The organism is Streptomyces luteoverticillatus (assembly GCF_003970715.1).
GTDB classification, from domain to species: Bacteria; Actinomycetota; Actinomycetes; order Streptomycetales; family Streptomycetaceae; genus Streptomyces; species Streptomyces abikoensis.
The window spans coordinates 3,461,327-3,476,121 of sequence record NZ_CP034587.1 but is presented as its reverse complement, the minus strand read 5'-3'; the positions used below and the strand labels follow the sequence as shown (position 1 = coordinate 3,476,121).

Annotated in this window: 17 protein-coding genes; 14 read left to right on the top strand and 3 right to left on the bottom strand. The window is 72.7% G+C overall.

The genetic code is table 11. From position 1 onward, the window contains the following. The first annotated feature begins 55 nt into the window (after positions 1 to 55). From fbaA to EKH77_RS15230, 7 genes are all read left to right on the top strand, one after another. Entirely contained in the window at positions 56 to 1,078 is a 1,023-nt protein-coding gene (fbaA, locus tag EKH77_RS15260; protein ID WP_126914910.1) for a class II fructose-bisphosphate aldolase, read from the top strand. A 120-nt stretch (positions 1,079 to 1,198) separates the two neighbouring features. Then, positions 1,199 to 2,752, top strand: a complete 1,554-nt coding sequence (locus EKH77_RS15255; protein ID WP_126914909.1) for an MFS transporter — start codon at positions 1,199 to 1,201, stop codon at positions 2,750 to 2,752. Between the two features lie 79 nt (positions 2,753 to 2,831). Then, on the top strand, positions 2,832 to 3,245 hold the full coding sequence (locus EKH77_RS15250; protein WP_126914908.1) for a DUF3151 domain-containing protein: 414 nt from the start codon (positions 2,832 to 2,834) through the stop codon (positions 3,243 to 3,245). Between the two features lie 158 nt (positions 3,246 to 3,403). Continuing rightward, a complete protein-coding gene (locus EKH77_RS15245) occupies positions 3,404 to 4,225 on the top strand; it encodes a tryptophan 2,3-dioxygenase family protein (RefSeq protein ID WP_126914907.1) in 822 nt (273 codons plus the stop codon). Next, positions 4,218 to 5,444, top strand: coding sequence for a kynureninase (gene kynU / locus EKH77_RS15240; RefSeq protein ID WP_126914906.1), 1,227 nt, complete (start codon positions 4,218 to 4,220; stop codon positions 5,442 to 5,444). Before EKH77_RS15245 ends, kynU begins: the two co-directional genes overlap by 8 nt. 112 nt (positions 5,445 to 5,556) lie before the next feature. Then, entirely contained in the window at positions 5,557 to 6,819 is a 1,263-nt protein-coding gene (locus EKH77_RS15235) for a sensor histidine kinase (RefSeq protein WP_126918082.1), read from the top strand. Further along, the gene (locus EKH77_RS15230) at positions 6,816 to 7,475 is read left to right on the top strand and encodes a response regulator (protein WP_126914905.1); all 660 of its coding nucleotides are present in this window, start codon (positions 6,816 to 6,818) and stop codon (positions 7,473 to 7,475) included. The genes EKH77_RS15235 and EKH77_RS15230 overlap by 4 nt, the downstream gene beginning before the upstream one ends. A gap of 10 nt (positions 7,476 to 7,485) precedes the next feature. Here EKH77_RS15230 and EKH77_RS33015 read toward each other — a convergent pair whose 3' ends face one another. After that, positions 7,486 to 8,415: a diacylglycerol kinase gene (locus EKH77_RS33015; RefSeq protein WP_164737799.1), complete on the bottom strand. Its 930-nt coding sequence runs from the start codon at positions 8,413 to 8,415 to the stop codon at positions 7,486 to 7,488. Between the two features lie 177 nt (positions 8,416 to 8,592). Between EKH77_RS33015 and EKH77_RS15220 the strand changes: the two genes are divergently transcribed. From EKH77_RS15220 to EKH77_RS15190, 7 genes are all read left to right on the top strand, one after another. After that, the gene (locus tag EKH77_RS15220; protein ID WP_126914904.1) at positions 8,593 to 9,879 is read left to right on the top strand and encodes an adenylosuccinate synthase; all 1,287 of its coding nucleotides are present in this window, start codon (positions 8,593 to 8,595) and stop codon (positions 9,877 to 9,879) included. A gap of 105 nt (positions 9,880 to 9,984) precedes the next feature. After that, complete coding sequence (locus EKH77_RS15215; RefSeq protein ID WP_126914903.1) at positions 9,985 to 10,845, top strand: helix-turn-helix domain-containing protein; 861 nt, start codon at positions 9,985 to 9,987, stop codon at positions 10,843 to 10,845. A gap of 4 nt (positions 10,846 to 10,849) precedes the next feature. Continuing rightward, entirely contained in the window at positions 10,850 to 11,062 is a 213-nt protein-coding gene (locus EKH77_RS15210) for a DUF397 domain-containing protein (protein ID WP_346429058.1), read from the top strand. Positions 11,063 to 11,248: 186 nt separating this feature from the next. Next, entirely contained in the window at positions 11,249 to 11,659 is a 411-nt protein-coding gene (locus tag EKH77_RS33790) for a hypothetical protein (protein WP_240667363.1), read from the top strand. Continuing rightward, positions 11,656 to 11,970 carry a hypothetical protein gene (locus tag EKH77_RS15200; RefSeq protein WP_126914901.1) on the top strand — a complete coding sequence of 105 codons (315 nt, stop codon included), beginning with the start codon at positions 11,656 to 11,658 and terminating at the stop codon, positions 11,968 to 11,970. The genes EKH77_RS33790 and EKH77_RS15200 overlap by 4 nt, the downstream gene beginning before the upstream one ends. A gap of 70 nt (positions 11,971 to 12,040) precedes the next feature. After that, the gene (locus tag EKH77_RS15195; RefSeq protein ID WP_206279853.1) at positions 12,041 to 12,178 is read left to right on the top strand and encodes a hypothetical protein; all 138 of its coding nucleotides are present in this window, start codon (positions 12,041 to 12,043) and stop codon (positions 12,176 to 12,178) included. An 11-nt stretch (positions 12,179 to 12,189) separates the two neighbouring features. Next, positions 12,190 to 12,417, top strand: a complete 228-nt coding sequence (locus tag EKH77_RS15190) for a type II toxin-antitoxin system HicB family antitoxin (RefSeq protein WP_126914900.1) — start codon at positions 12,190 to 12,192, stop codon at positions 12,415 to 12,417. A gap of 49 nt (positions 12,418 to 12,466) precedes the next feature. Here the strand turns inward: EKH77_RS15190 and EKH77_RS15185 are convergent, their stop codons facing one another. After that, positions 12,467 to 14,212, bottom strand: coding sequence for a serine/threonine-protein kinase (locus tag EKH77_RS15185; protein ID WP_126918080.1), 1,746 nt, complete (start codon positions 14,210 to 14,212; stop codon positions 12,467 to 12,469). Between the two features lie 135 nt (positions 14,213 to 14,347). Next, positions 14,348 to 14,551 carry a cold-shock protein gene (locus EKH77_RS15180; protein WP_126914899.1) on the bottom strand — a complete coding sequence of 68 codons (204 nt, stop codon included), beginning with the start codon at positions 14,549 to 14,551 and terminating at the stop codon, positions 14,348 to 14,350. Positions 14,552 to 14,795: the final 244 nt, after the last annotated feature.

Genomic DNA, 14,795 nt, shown 5'->3' with positions numbered 1-14,795 from the left:
CCCTAGGTCAGGGCCCGTAGAACGCCCGTACCCGCACATCACAAGGAGCGGACAGATGCCCATCGCAACCCCCGAGGTCTACAACGAGATGCTCGACCGGGCGAAGGCAGGCAAGTTCGCCTACCCGGCCATCAATGTGACCTCGACGCAGACTCTGCACGCCGCTCTGCGCGGCTTCGCCGAGGCGGAGAGCGACGGCATCATCCAGATCTCCACCGGTGGCGCTGAATTCCTGGGCGGCCAGTACAGCAAGGACATGGTCTCGGGCGCCGTCGCCCTGGCCGAGTTCGCGCACGTCGTCGCCAAGAAGTACCCGGTGAACATCGCGCTGCACACCGACCACTGCCCGAAGGACAAGCTGGACGGCTATGTCCGCCCGCTGCTCGCGATCTCCCAGGAGCGCGTCGCCGCCGGTCAGAACCCGCTCTTCCAGTCCCACATGTGGGACGGCTCCGCCGAGAAGCTCGACGAGAACCTGGCCATCGCCAAGGAGCTCCTCGCCGAGGCCGTGAAGGCGAAGATCATCCTCGAGGTCGAGATCACCCCGACCGGTGGCGAGGAGGACGGCGTCTCCCACGAGATCAACGACGACCTCTACACCACCGTCGCGGACGTGGAGCGCACCGCCGAGGCCCTGGGCCTGGGCGAGAAGGGCCGCTACCTGCTGGCCGCCTCCTTCGGCAACGTCCACGGTGTCTACAAGCCGGGCAACGTCGTCCTCCGCCCCGAGCTCCTCCGCGAGCTCCAGGACGGCATCGCCGCCAAGCACGGCAAGGCCGACCCGTTCGACTTCGTCTTCCACGGCGGCTCCGGCTCCACCGAGGAGGAGATCCGCACCGCGCTGGAGAACGGCGTCGTGAAGATGAACCTCGACACCGACACCCAGTACGCCTTCACCCGCCCGGTGGCGGCCCACATGTTCCAGAACTACGACGGCGTCCTGAAGGTCGACGGCGAGGTCGGCGACAAGAAGACCTACGACCCGCGCACCTGGGGCAAGCTCGCCGAGGCGAGCATGGCCGCGCGCGTCACCAAGGCCTGCGCCGACCTGCGTGCCACCGGCACCAAGCTGAAGTAACCCGCCAACGGGCCCACCACGGGCCCACCACGGGCTCCAGGGGCCCGGCACGGTTCGTACGGACCGGGCCGGGCCCTTCCCCGTATGGCCGACTCGGCCCGGGCGAGAGATGATCCGGGCATGAGCGACTCCGCGCGGGACCCCCGGCGGGTGTCCCCCCAGCCGGAGGAGCCGGAGACCGGCCCCGGCGCCGGCCCGCCCGGCACCGCCGCCGTACGCCTCGGCACCCCCACCGGACGGTGGGTCGTGCTGACGACCGTCCTCGGCTCGGGCATGGCGCTGCTCGACAGCACCGTCGTCAACGTCGCGCTGCCCCACATCGGCCGGGACCTGGGCGCCGACCTCGCCGCCCTCCAGTGGACCGTCAACGCCTACATGCTCACCCTCGCCGGGCTGATCCTCCTCGGCGGCTCCCTGGGCGACCGCTACGGCCGCCGCCGGGTGTTCGTGATCGGCGTGGTGTGGTTCGCCCTGGCCTCGCTGCTGTGCGGCATCGCGCCCGACGCCGGGGTGCTCATCGCCGCCCGGGCCCTCCAGGGCGTCGGCGGCGCGCTGCTCACCCCGGGCTCGCTCGCGCTGCTCCAGTCCGTCTTCCACCCCGACGACCGGGCGGCCGCCGTGGGCGCCTGGTCGGGGCTGGGCGGGGTCGCCGCGGCCGTCGGGCCGTTCGTCGGCGGCTGGCTCGTGGACGGGCCCGGCTGGCGCTGGGTGTTCCTGATCAACCTCCCGCCCGCCGCGCTGTGCGTCCTCGTCGCCCGGCGGCACGTCCCCGAGACCCGGGATCCCACGGCCCGCGGCCGCTTCGACGCCGCCGGCGCCGCGCTGGGCGCGCTCACCCTCGCCGCCGTGACGTACGCGCTGATCGCCGCGCCCGACAAGGGCCTCTCGGCCTGGGTGATCGTCCCCGCGGTCGCGGGCGTCCTGCTGGGCGTGGCCTTCATCCGGACCGAGCGACGGCGGTCCGATCCGATGCTGCCGCTCGGGATCTTCCGCGTCCGGCTGTTCTCGGCCGTCAACGTCGTCACGTTCTTCGTCTACGCGGCCTTCAGCGGCTTCTTCTTCCTCTCCGTCCTCCAGCTCCAGGTCGTCGTGGGATGGTCCGCCCTGGTGGCCGGCACGGCCCTGCTGCCCACGACCGTGCTGATGCTGCTGCTGTCCTCCCGCTCCGGCCGGATCGCCCAGCGCGTGGGGCCGCGCGTCCCGCTCACGGTCGGGCCGCTGCTGTGCGCGGTCGGCATGCTGCTGATGACGCGCGTCGGGCGTGGCGCCTCCTACTGGCGGGACGTGCTGCCCCCGCTCGTCGTCCTGGGCCTGGGCATGGTCACGCTGGTCGCGCCGCTCACCGCCACCGTCCTGGCCTCCGTCGACGTGGCCCGGGCCGGGCTGGCCAGCGGCATCAACAACGCCGCCGCCCGCGCCGCCGGACTGATCGCCGTGGCCGCGCTGCCCCTGGCGGCGGGCATGGGACCGGACGCCTACCGGGACCCGGCGGCCTTCTCCGGCGCGTTCGACCTGGCCATGGTCTACTGCGCCGGAGCGCTGGTCGTCGGCGCCGGACTGGCCTGGTGGACGATCCGCGAGCCGAAGCCCGCGTCCTGCCACCCCGAGTGCGCCTTCCACTGCGGGGTCTCCGCACCGCCCCTGGACCCGGGCGACGCGGGTAAGTGCCCGTAGGCAGGTAGGCGCAGGCCCGCAGGCCCATAGGCCCGTACGAGGCTCCGGCACCGCGCGCGGCTGCGGCAGACTGGGCCGCATGTCCATTCACCAGAACCTCCTCGGGGGACCGCCCCCGACCCACCTGCCCGACGACCCCGAGCCGCGCGAGCTCCTCGCCTCCGGCGCGGCCCCCGCCGAGGTCGCCGCCAAGTACCCGGCGTCCTCGCTGGCCTGGGCGCAGCTCGCCGACGACGCGTTCGAGGCCGGCCGGACCGTCGAGTCCTACGCCTACGCCCGCACCGGCTACCACCGCGGCCTCGACGCGCTGCGCCGCAGCGGCTGGAAGGGCCACGGCCCGGTGCCCTTCGAGCACGAGCCCAACCGCGGCTTCCTGCGCGCCCTCCACGCCCTCGCCCGCGCCGCGCAGGCGATCGGCGAGCAGGAGGAGTACGAGCGCTGCAGCACGTTCCTGCGCGACAGCTCCCCGCTGGCCGCCGACACCCTGGGCTGACGTCCCCGGCGCGCTCGTCGCGAACTGACCGGACACCGCTCACGGCCCTTGCCGTGAGCGGTGTCCGCGACGCAAGATGCGAACAGGGGACCGGGGCTCCGATGCCGACGGGAAGGGGCGGACCGCTACCCGGGAGCACTCTGCGAGGAGAGTCCGCGATGACGCATGCCCCCATGGCCCCCACCCTCGAGTTCGAGGGCACGACCCCGTACGAGGACTACGTCCGCGCCGAGGTCCTCACGAACCTTCAGAAGCCGCTCTCGGACGACCCCGGCGAGATGGTCTTCCTCGTGACCACCCAGGTCATGGAGCTGTGGTTCACGGTCGTCGTCCATGAGTGGGAGACCGCCGCGCGCGCCCTGCGCGAGGACGAACTGCCCGTCGCGCTGGCCGCGCTCAAGCGGTCCACGTACGAGCTGGCGGCGCTCAACTCCTCCTGGGAGCCGCTCGGCCACCTGACGCCCGCGCAGTTCAACTCCTACCGCGCCGCCTTGGGCGAGGCGTCCGGCTTCCAGTCGGCGACCTACCGCCGCCTGGAGTTCCTGCTCGGCGAGAAGTCCCCCGCGATGCTCGTCCCCTACCGGGGCGCGCCGCGCGTCCACGCGGAGCTGGAGAAGGCCCTCCACGCGCCCGGCCTCTACGACGAGGCGCTGGCCTGGCTGGCCCGGCGCGGCCACGCGATACCCGCCGCCGTCCTCGACCGCGACCTCACCACGCGCTACGCGGGCGACCCGGCCGTCGAGGACGTCTGGCACCGCGTCTACGCGGGCGACGAGAACGCGGAGGAGTGCCGGCTCGGCGAGGCCCTCACGGAGGTCGCGGAGCTGGTGTGGCGCTGGCGCAACGACCATCTCGTCGCCACGAGACGCGCCATGGGCGCCAAGGTGGGCTCGGGCGGCTCGGCCGGCGTCGCCTGGCTGGAGAAGCGCGCGGGGAAGCACGTCTTCCCCGAACTGTGGACGGCGCGCAGCCGTGTCTGACCCCGGGGGCACCGGAGGATTACGCGCCGAGGCCGCCGCCCTCGACGCCGCCGACGCGCTGCGCGCCAAGCGCGCGGAGTTCGTCCTCGACGACGACACCGTCTACCTCGACGGCAACTCCCTCGGCGCCCTCCCGCGCGCCGTCCCCGCCCGCCTGGCCGACGTCGTCGGGCGCGAGTGGGGGCGGCTGCGCGTCCGGTCGTGGAGCGAGTCCGGCTGGTGGACCGCGCCCGAGCGGGTCGGCGACCGGATCGGACGGCTCGTCGGGGCCGCGCCCGGCCAGACCGTCGTGGGCGACTCCACCAGCGTCAACGTCTTCAAGGCCGTCGTCGCGGCCGTCCGCATGGGGTGGGGAACGGGGGGCCGGGCCCGGGACGAGATCCTCGTCGACGCGGCGACCTTCCCCACGGACGGCTACATCGCCGCCTCCGCCGCCCGGCTGACCGGCTGCCGGATCCGGACCGTCCCCGTCGGCGACCTCGCCGCCGCGGCCGGCCCCCGCACCGCCGTCGCCGTCGTCAACCACGTCGACTACCGCACCGGCCGCCTCCACGACCTGCCCGCCCTCACGGCCGCCGTGCACGCCACCGGGGCGCGGATCGTCTGGGACCTGTGCCACAGCGCGGGCGCGCTGACCGTCGGCCTGGACGCCCACGGCGTGGACCTCGCCGTCGGCTGCACGTACAAGTACCTCAACGGCGGCCCCGGCGCGCCCGCCTTCCTCTACGTCCGGCGCGACCTCCAGCCCCGCTTCGACTCCCCGCTGCCCGGCTGGAACTCCCACGCCGACCCCTTCGGCATGGCCCCCGACCACACCCCGGCCGGCGGCGCGCCGCGCGGTCGCGTCGGCACGCCGGACATCCTCTCCCTGCTGGCGCTGGAGGCGGCGCTGGACGTGTGGGAGGACGTCGATCTGGCCGCCGTGCGGGCCAAGAGCCTCGCCCTCACCGACTTCTTCCTCCGCTGCGCGGAGGCGTACGTACCGGCCGGCCGGGCCACGTCCGTCACGCCGGCCGCCCACGCGGAACGGGGGAGCCAGGTGGCCCTGAAGGTCGCCCGGGCCGAGACCGCCGCGCGAATGGCGGCGGAGCTCGTCCGGCGCGGCGTCGTCGGCGACCACCGCCCCCCGGACCTGCTGCGCTTCGGCTTCACCCCGCTGTACACGACGTTCGGGGAGGTGGAACGGGCGGCGCGGGTGCTGGGGGACGTCCTCGCGTAGTACTTGAGACGGACCCCTGGAGATCCGCTGGTAAGCGGACGACGCGTCCGCTCGCGTTGCCTACGGTTGATGTGTGACCAAGACGCATGAGACGAACGGCCTACGCGGTGAGATGCGCATTCTCGAGAGCGCGACCGAAGAGATACGCAAGGACCTGTTCACCGACGCCTTCGCCTTCCGGCCGCTGCCGCCGCTCGGCGACGGAAACGCGCTGGTCCGCCACGCCCCGTGGGGCCTGGGCCGCTACACGCGCTGGCTGCCGCACGCGCTGGTCACCGCCTTCACGGCGCTGGTCGCGATGGGCACCCTCGCCGAGCGGCCGAGCATGTCCGGCCTGGTCCTCACGCTGTTCGTGGCCGTCCCGCTGGTGACCACGCTGCTGCGGCCCGTCGGCGCCTGGTGGCTGTCGATCGGCGCGGTCTTCGTCACCGCCGTGATCTTCGGCGGCGGGCTGTGGACCCCCGGCGGCTTCGTCTCCCACCTCGCCGTCATGGTGCTCGTCACCCTCCGCACCCGCCCCCGGCTGGCCGCCGAGATGTGGCTGATCACGGTGGCCTTCCAGGCGTTCGTGTCCGTCGCCCACGGCACCGGCCTGCACAACGACGTCTTCGAGATGTCCATGGTCTTCGGCGTGGTGCTCTTCGTGACCGCCGCCGTGCGCGCCATGCGCGAGTCCAAGCAGCAGGTCGCCGAGCAGGTCGCCGTCACCCAGGTCGAACGGTCGCGCCGCACCGTGCTGGAGGAGCGCACCACCATCGCCCGCGAGCTCCACGACGTCGTCGCCCACCACATGTCCGTGGTCGCCATCCAGGCCGAGGCCGCGCCCTACCGCGTCCAGGACACCCCGCCCGAGCTGGCCGCCGCCTTCGCCACCATCCGGGAGAACGCCGTGGCCGCCCTCACCGAGCTGCGCCGCGTCCTCGGCGTCGTACGGTCCGAGAACCCGGACGCCTTCGCCGCGCCCGAGGCCCCGCAGCCCACCCTCGACGATCTCGACGCGCTGCTGGCCAACGTCCGATCCGCCGGGCTCACCGCCGAGCGGATCACGACCGGCTCGGTCCGGCCGCTGCCGCAGGGCGTGGAACTGTCCGCGTACCGGATCGTCCAGGAGGCGCTCAGCAACGTTCTGCGCCACGCGCCCGGCGCCACGGCGCGCGTCGAGCTCTCCTACGTCCTCGGCGGGCTCGGCCTGCGGATCGTCAACGGCCGCCCCGACCGTCTCGCCAAGCCCTCCCCGGGCGCCGGCCACGGCGTGCTCGGCATGCGCGAGCGCGTCGCGATGCTCGGCGGCGAGATGACGGCGGAGCCCACGGAGGACGGCGGCTACGAGGTCGTCGCCTTCCTTCCCGTCGCACCGGGCGAGGCGGCCGCATGACCATTCGCGTGCTGATCGTCGATGACCAGATGATGGTCCGCGAGGGCTTCTCCGTCCTTCTGGGCGCCCAGCCCGACATCGAGGTGGTCGGCGAGGCCGTGGACGGCCTCGACGCCCTCCGCAAGGTCGCCGAGCTGCGGCCGGACGTGGTGCTCATGGACATCCGCATGCCCGGCATGAACGGCCTGGAGGCGACCCGCGAGATCGTCGCCGCCGACGCGGGCGCGAAGGTGCTCGTGCTCACCACGTTCGACCTGGACGAGTACGTCTACCAGGCGCTGCGCTCCGGGGCGAGCGGCTTCCTGCTCAAGGACGCCTCCGCCCGCCAGCTCGCGGACGGCGTGCGCGTCGTCGCCGACGGCGAGGCGCTGCTGGCGCCCACGGTCACCAAGCGGCTGATCCAGGAGTTCTCCCGCCTGGGCACCCCCAGGACGCCCACGCCGGAGCGCGTCGGCGACCTCACGGAGCGGGAGACGGAGGTGCTGGTGCTGGTCGCCCAGGGGCGCTCCAACGCGGAGATCGCGGCACATCTGGTGGTGGCGGAGTCGACGGTGAAGACCCACGTCAGCCGCATCCTGGTCAAGCTCGGGCTGCGGGACCGGACGCAGGCGGCGGTCTTCGCGTACGAGGCGGGCCTGGTCCGGCCCGGGGGGTGACCCCGCCGCGTTACTCGCGCGGCAGCGTCAGCCCCCACGCGTCGCCGACCGCCGTCCACGTTCGCGTCCGTACCGGGCCGCGGACGCGGTGGTCGGCGCGGTAGCGGAAGTCCGGGCCGGAGACGGTGACCGTGCGGGCCAGGACCCGGAGGGGGGCGTCCGCCGGGCCGCCCGTGTGGACGACGACCTCGGCCAGGCCGCCCGCCGCCGTCACCGCGACCCGCGCGACCGGCCGGTCGAGATCGGCCAGCAGCTCCCCGTCCGCCTCCACCCGCAGCCGCGTCGCCGACGGCAGCGGATGCCGCCCCGACGGCCCGGACAGCAGCGTCAGAGCCGTACGGGCGGTCCGCGCGGCCGGCGTCCACCACGCCTGGTGGCCGCCGGGCCCACCGGGGCCCCCGGAACCGCCCTCAGGCCCGCCACCGGGCGCCGGCACCGCTGCGGGGGCCTGCGGCGACGCGGGCCCCCGGGGCGGCCCCGGAGCCCGCCGTACCGCCCCCGCAGGCGCCCACAGGCCGCCCAGCACCACGCCGTCGCTCTCGTCGGCCAGCAGCCCCAGGCGGCGCTCCGCGCCGTCCAGCACCGCCCTGGCGGCCGCGACGGTCCCCAGGGGGACGCCGAGCACCCGGGCCACCGACACCGCCGGGAGCGCCCCCACGGGCACCCACGCCAGCGGCGCGTCGGCCAGCTCGCGGCGGCGGTGCAGCAGGCCCACGACACGCAGCAGGGCCCGGTCGTCGCCGATCACGACGATCCGCCGCCGCCCGCGCCGGGCGACCGCGCGCGCCACCTCCTCCGGACCGCCCGGGAGACAGATTTTGGCCACCGCTCCGGCGCACAGCACATCCCTCGCGATCCGCGTGGACTCGCCGTCCACGCGCCTGGCGACCGGGTCGATGACGACGAGCAGCTGCGCTCCGCTCGGGTCTGGAGCCGACACCTTCGTCCTTCCTCAGGTAATCTCTCGGTGCAAGAGCCCCTGTCGCTGTTGCGCCAGGGGCTTCGTCTATCCGGGGCACCGGTTCGACGGCTCTAGCGGTGGTGAACGCCCGTATCACTCGGGCGGGAGGCCACCTGTGCACGTTGGACATGCCCCGCCCGGAAGGGGTGTACGCCTGTGCCCGCACTTGTGCTGCTCGGTGCTCAGTGGGGTGACGAGGGCAAGGGAAAGGCCACCGACCTGCTCGGTGGATCCGTCGACTATGTGGTGCGCTACCAAGGTGGCAACAACGCCGGCCACACGGTCGTCGTGGGTGACCAGAAATACGCGCTGCACCTTCTCCCTTCCGGAATCCTCTCGCCGGGGTGCACCCCGGTCATCGGCAACGGTGTCGTCGTCGACCCGGCGGTCCTGCTCTCCGAGCTGAGCGGGCTGAACGAGCGTGGCGTCGACACGTCCAAGCTGCTGATCAGCGGTAACGCTCACCTGATCACGCCCTACAACGTCACCCTCGACAAGGTGGGCGAGCGCTTCCTCGGCAAGCGCAAGATCGGCACCACCGGCCGGGGCATCGGCCCGACCTACGCCGACAAGATCAACCGCGTGGGCATCCGGGTTCAGGACCTCTACGACGAGTCGATCCTGACCCAGAAGGTCGAGGCGGCCCTGGAGCTGAAGAACCAGCTCCTGGCGAAGCTCTACAACCGTCGCGCCATCGGCTCGGCGGAGATCGTCGACGGGCTGCTGGCCTACGCCGACCAGATCAAGCCGTTCGTCGCCGACACCACGCTGATCCTGAACAACGCCATCGACGAGGGCAAGGTCGTCCTCTTCGAGGGCGGCCAGGGCACGCTGCTCGACGTCGATCACGGCACGTACCCCTTCGTCACCTCCTCGAACCCGACCTCGGGTGGCGCCTGCACCGGCGCGGGCGTGGGCCCGACGAAGATCAACCGCGTGATCGGCATCCTGAAGGCGTACACCACGCGTGTCGGCGCCGGCCCGTTCCCGACCGAGCTGTTCGACAAGGACGGCGAGGCGCTGCGCACGATCGGCGGCGAGCGCGGTGTCACCACCGGCCGTGACCGTCGCTGCGGCTGGTTCGACGCGGTCATCGCCCGCTACGCCACCCGCGTCAACGGCCTGACGGACTTCTTCCTCACCAAGCTCGACGTGCTGACCGGCTGGGAGCAGATCCCGGTCTGCGTCGCGTACGAGATCGACGGCAAGCGCGTCGAGGAGCTGCCCTACAGCCAGAGCGACTTCCACCACGCGAAGCCGATCTACGAGATGCTGCCGGGCTGGACCGAGGACATCTCCAAGGCCAAGACGTTCTCCGACCTGCCGAAGAACGCCCAGGCGTACGTCAAGGCGCTGGAGGAGATGTCGGGCGCGCCGATCTCCGCGATCGGCGTCGGCCCGGGCCGCGACGAGACGATCGAGATCAACTCGTTCCTGTCGTAGGCGGCACGCGACAGCGTGACGGCGCCCCGGTGGTCGACGACCGCCGGGGCGCCGTCGTTTGTGCCACAGTGTGCGCGGTCCACACTGTGGTGCGAGGGGAGCGCGATGTCGGTCAGGAAGCCCCCGACCGAGCGGCAGCGGCGGTTGGGTACCGAACTGAGCAAGATGCGCGAGCGCGCCGGGCTGTCTCTGACCGAGGCCGCCGCGCTGCACGGCACCGACCGGACCACCGTCAGCAATGTCGAGTCCGGGCGGTTCGGTGTGAGCACTGACCGTGTGCGCTTGTGGGCTGCCAACTACGCGTGCCGGGACAGCGCGTACATCGATGCGCTCGTCGAGATGGCGAAGGAACGACGCTTCACGGGCATGGGCTGGTGGGACAAGTACCGCGGCCTGGTCCCCGTAACGCTTCTGGACCTTGCCGAGCTCGAACACCATGCCGTCGCGATCCGCTCGGCGCAGATCACGCACATGCCCGGCCTTCTCCAACACGAGGACTATGCGCGGGCTGTGTTCCAGGAAACCGTCCCGCCCCTGACCCGTGACGACTTCGAGCGCAAGCTCGACTTTCGGCTCAGACGCAGCGGTGTGCTCGACAGGGCGCAGCCGCCCTGGTGCACGTTCATCATTCACGAAGCGGCCCTGCGCATCCGGTTCGGCAGTCGCCGGGTGGCCCGGGCTCAGCTGCACCACCTGCTGGAGCAGACTGAGCGGGAGAACGTGGTGGTCCACGTCCTGCCGTTCGCCATTGGGGGGTTTCCTGCTGCGGCGAGCTCAACGCGGTACGTACACGGGCCGGTTGCGCAGCTGGACACAGTGCAGACGGACACTCCCGTGGGGTCGCGCTTTCTGCATGCGGAAACCCACCTTGCGAACTACCGTGCGGTGCTGGACCGTATGGAGCAACGCGCCCTCAGCCTGAGCCGCTCACGGGACCTCATCCACGAGGTGGCGCAGCAGTTGTAGAGGCGTGAGACCAGTGAACATACAGTGGCGCAAGTCTTCGTTCTCGGAGCAGCCTGACGGAGACTGCGTGGAACTGGCCCTGAATGGCGGGTGCGCGCTGTTGCGCGAGAGTGACGACCCGAGTGCGGTCCTCAAGGTTGCGCGCCATGAGCTGCGTGCGTTCCTGGCCCGCGTCAGAGCTGGCGGGCTGGTGGGCGAGATCGCCCTGTCTGACTGAACGGTCAATTCCTCCGACCGGCGATCGCTCGTTCGGATGGTCTGCGCATTACGCGTTGTATGCGGGAGCGTGGCGTGGCTACCGTCGTATCACCGTGGCTCAGCGCTGAGTTGAGCAAGCTGCCGAAGTGCCCCGGCGGTGTTCGCGGCACCCCGGGGCCGGCCAACGCCGTCTAGGAGCGTCAGCATGCCCTACCGTATCGGGCTCGTCCTGCAACGGACACTCACCCACCTCCTCATCCTGTTGTTCCCGGCCACGGGAGCGCGCCGTCGCGCTGCCGCGTCCCCGTCGCCGTGCGACTCCTGCCGCACCGGCACCGGAACCCGCCCCGCCGCGCGGCACGTCCGCACCACATCCGGCCTCCGCCTCCTCGTCCGCGCCCTCACACCGCCGCCGCTGCCCGGAACGCCGGACCGGTGTGCCGCCCGCGCCGACCTCACCCCCTTCTTCCGCCCCCACCGCCTCACCCATGAGCAGCGCCGGCGCCGTACCGCGCTCGCGCTCGCGCTCGACGGCATCGACGTGGGGCCCTGGGCCATCCACGGCCACCGCATCGGCACCCCCGCCGCGCTCGCTCCCCGGGCGGTGGCCGCATGATGATTACCCCGAACCCCGTGCCGCTGCCCCCACTTCCGCCGCTCCCGCCGCGCCACGGGCTGCGGGTCAGCCGGGTCCCCGGCAAGCCCGTCCGCCGTGAGGCGGACGGCGGCATCGTCGTGCCCCTGTGGCTGGAACACCACGGCAGCTTCCACGCCGATCTCGCCCTCCGGCTCTCCGCCGCCGAGGCGGAACACCTGCACGCGCAGCTCTGCCGCGCCCTCGACGGCGCGCCCGTGACGACGTCCCCCGACCGCACGCCGGACTGCCGGAAGGACGCCCCGGGCAGCGGGGGAACGCACCAGCCGTAGGCGTCCTGCCCGCCCCGCCCCGCCCCGCGCTACGGCGCGGGGCCGAGCCCTACGCCTCGACGCCGGTGTCGTGGCGGTACACACCAACCCCGACCCGGAACGCGGATACCTCGACATCCACCGCGCCCCCTTCGGGGAACAAGTCACTCTCCCCGACCCGGTGGACATCGCTCTCGACACGGAGCCCTTGAAGAACTACGTCCGCTGACGCCCCCGGCAATGCCCGAATATCGCGCCAGGTTTCGCATCCTCTACACGCCGGACGAAGGCGGTTACAACGCTCTGGAGCCGGTCACGGGTACGACGAGCTGGGGCAGCGACCATGCCGAGGCAAGAGCGATGATCACCGAGGCTCTCGAGTCGTACTTCGTCGAGGTTTTTCTCGTGCCGCCGTGGAGGAAAGCGCTGCCCGGCGGGCCGACTCCTGGTCCGACGGCGTCGATGTGACCCAGAGGGTCACGGCCCCGCGCCGGCGCGGGGCCGCGCGCGCCGCCCCTCACCCCGTCCGGCTGTAGACCAGCGAAGCGTCCTTCGTGCCGGAGTCCGTGAACGAGCGCCGCATCCGTCCGTCCGGGAGCAGGGTCAGGTCGGACGGGGAGCCGGGCTGGCAGGCGGACGCGGGGTTCGCCTGGGTGACGGACGACGGCCCCAGGCGCATGGAGCCGCCGCCGCCCCCGGTCCTCGTCGCGTGCCACCCGCAGGTGTAGGACGTGCCGTCGGCGAGGGTGCCGCTGCCCTGGATGGTGACGTCGCCCGCCTCCGAGACGGTGATCGTCCGGTAGTTGGGGCCCGCGCCGCTGTCGAAGGTGGTCTGCCAGGTGCCGAAGTAGCCCGTGGGAGCCGCGGCCCGGGTGGGGTCCTGGGTGGTCGGGTCGACGCCGGGCGGCGTGGGCTTCGGCGGCGGGGGAGTGGTCCGCTCGGAGGGCGAGTCGGACGTCGCGGGACCGGGCGCCGGCTGTCCGGAGGCCGATGCGCTGGGACCCGCGTTCGCGGTCCCGGTGTCCCGGTTGAGCAGGTAGACCATCCCGCCGCCCGCCAGCAGCCCGGCGGCCACGACCAGGGCCACGAGGTAGGGCGTCTTCGAATGCGACGACGGCGCGGCGGGCCCGACGTGCACGGTCGGGGGGTGGTGGTAGGGGCCGTTGTACGAGCCCGGCGGCGTCCCCGGCGTCCCATGCGCGTACGGCGGCAGCGGCTGGTGGTGCGCGCCGACGGGCCCGGTGACGGTGGGTGGGTCCGTGCCCGGCGGCGGCCCGACCCGGGTGGGCGGCTCGGCCGCCGGGGGTATGGGGTCGGCGACCGTGGGCGGATGGCCCGGACGCACCGGCTCCTCGACCTCCAGGAGGCTGATCGCGTGCCGGCCCAGCTGGGCGACCAGGCCACCGGGCAGCCAGGGCTCGGTGGACCGCAGGTCCTCCAGCATGTCCTGGACCCCGGTGCGGGCCAGGACCTCCGCGGGCGTCGGCCGGTCGCCGGGCGCCTTGGCGAGGCACGCCTCGATCAGCGGCCGCAGCCCGTCCGGCACCTCGGCGAGGTCCGGCTCCTCGTGGACGATCCGGAACATCACGGCGTGCACCGCGCTGTCGACCGCCCCGAAGGGCATCCGGCCGCCGGCCGCGTACGCCAGGACCGAGCCGAGGCAGAAGACGTCGCTCGCCGGCGTGACCGCGTCGCCGCGCACCTGCTCGGGCGCCATGAAGCCGGGCGAGCCGACGGTCGCGCCGGTCCGGGTGAGCCCGGCGCCGGTGACGGTCTCCAGGGCCCGGGCGATGCCGAAGTCGATGACGCGCGGCCCGTCCAGGGTGATCAGCACATTGGACGGCTTCAGGTCGCGGTGGACGATCCCGGCGGCGTGGACCGACTGGAGGGCCCGGGCGAGGCCCGCGCCGAGGATCCGGACGGACCGCTCCGGCAGCGGCCCGAAGTCACGGTCGACGACCCGGCCCAGCGAGGGCCCGGCGATATAGCCGGTGGCCACCCAGGGCACGGCCGCCTCGGTCTCCGCGTCGAGCACCGGCGCGGTCCACTCGCCGCCGACCCGCCGCGCCGACCGCACCTCCTGCGCGAACCGGCGACGGAACTCCTCCTGGCCCGCCAGCTCCGGGCGGACCACCTTCACCGCCACCGTGCGGCCCCGGTCGGAACGGGCGAGATAGACCCGGCCCATCCCGCCCTCGCCCAGCCGGCCCAGCAGCCGGTACGAGCCGAGTGTGCGCGGATCCTCCGGCGACAGACCTTCGATGCCGTCCATGCCGGCACTCCTTCCCCCATGTTTCACGGCGGAGAATAGCGTCATGGCAAAGGGCCGGGTATCCGCACGGCGAAAACACGGATACCCGGCCCGTTCCGGGGGCGCGCGATCCGGCCGGACGCGCCGTCAGGCGGGGAGGATGTTCTCCGCCTGCGGGCCCTTCTGACCCTGGCTGATCTCGAAGGTGACCTTCTGCCCCTGCTGGAGCTCCCGATAGCCCTGGGTCGAGATGTTGGAGTAGTGGGCGAAGACGTCGGCGCCGCCGCCGTCCTGCTGGATGAAACCGAACCCCTTTTCCGAGTTGAACCACTTCACGGTGCCGGTAGCCAAGCTGATCGATCTCCTTAATGGGGGCGCACGGCGGAATTCCGTACTCCAGGAAAACGCAAGAGCGCCCGAGGTCACGGACCTTCAGGCGCACATGACAAATGGGGTCAATACAGCGACCGCGAAAGACCGTAGCAGGAGAAAAGCACCGAACGGGGATTTCCCGCACGGCGATTCGCACGGCCGCCGGCGGCCCGGAGCGTCACTCGGCACTGTGTCCACGGGGGCGCCCGGCGGCCGACACAGT

What these genes read in the sequence shown, in the direction of transcription:
- EKH77_RS15215 (WP_126914903.1), top strand. Translation starts at nt 9,985, where the DNA reads ATGTCGGTCAGGAAGCCCCCGACCGAGCGGCAGCGGCGGTTGGGTACC.
- EKH77_RS33790 (WP_240667363.1), top strand. Translation starts at nt 11,249, where the DNA reads ATGCCCTACCGTATCGGGCTCGTCCTGCAACGGACACTCACCCACCTC.
- EKH77_RS15200 (WP_126914901.1), top strand. Translation starts at nt 11,656, where the DNA reads ATGATGATTACCCCGAACCCCGTGCCGCTGCCCCCACTTCCGCCGCTC.
- EKH77_RS15250 (WP_126914908.1), top strand. Translation starts at nt 2,832, where the DNA reads ATGTCCATTCACCAGAACCTCCTCGGGGGACCGCCCCCGACCCACCTG.
- EKH77_RS15255 (WP_126914909.1), top strand. Translation starts at nt 1,199, where the DNA reads ATGAGCGACTCCGCGCGGGACCCCCGGCGGGTGTCCCCCCAGCCGGAG.
- EKH77_RS15235 (WP_126918082.1), top strand. Translation starts at nt 5,557, where the DNA reads ATGCGCATTCTCGAGAGCGCGACCGAAGAGATACGCAAGGACCTGTTC.
- fbaA (WP_126914910.1), top strand. Translation starts at nt 56, where the DNA reads ATGCCCATCGCAACCCCCGAGGTCTACAACGAGATGCTCGACCGGGCG.
- EKH77_RS15245 (WP_126914907.1), top strand. Translation starts at nt 3,404, where the DNA reads ATGACGCATGCCCCCATGGCCCCCACCCTCGAGTTCGAGGGCACGACC.
- EKH77_RS15230 (WP_126914905.1), top strand. Translation starts at nt 6,816, where the DNA reads ATGACCATTCGCGTGCTGATCGTCGATGACCAGATGATGGTCCGCGAG.
- EKH77_RS15190 (WP_126914900.1), top strand. Translation starts at nt 12,190, where the DNA reads ATGCCCGAATATCGCGCCAGGTTTCGCATCCTCTACACGCCGGACGAA.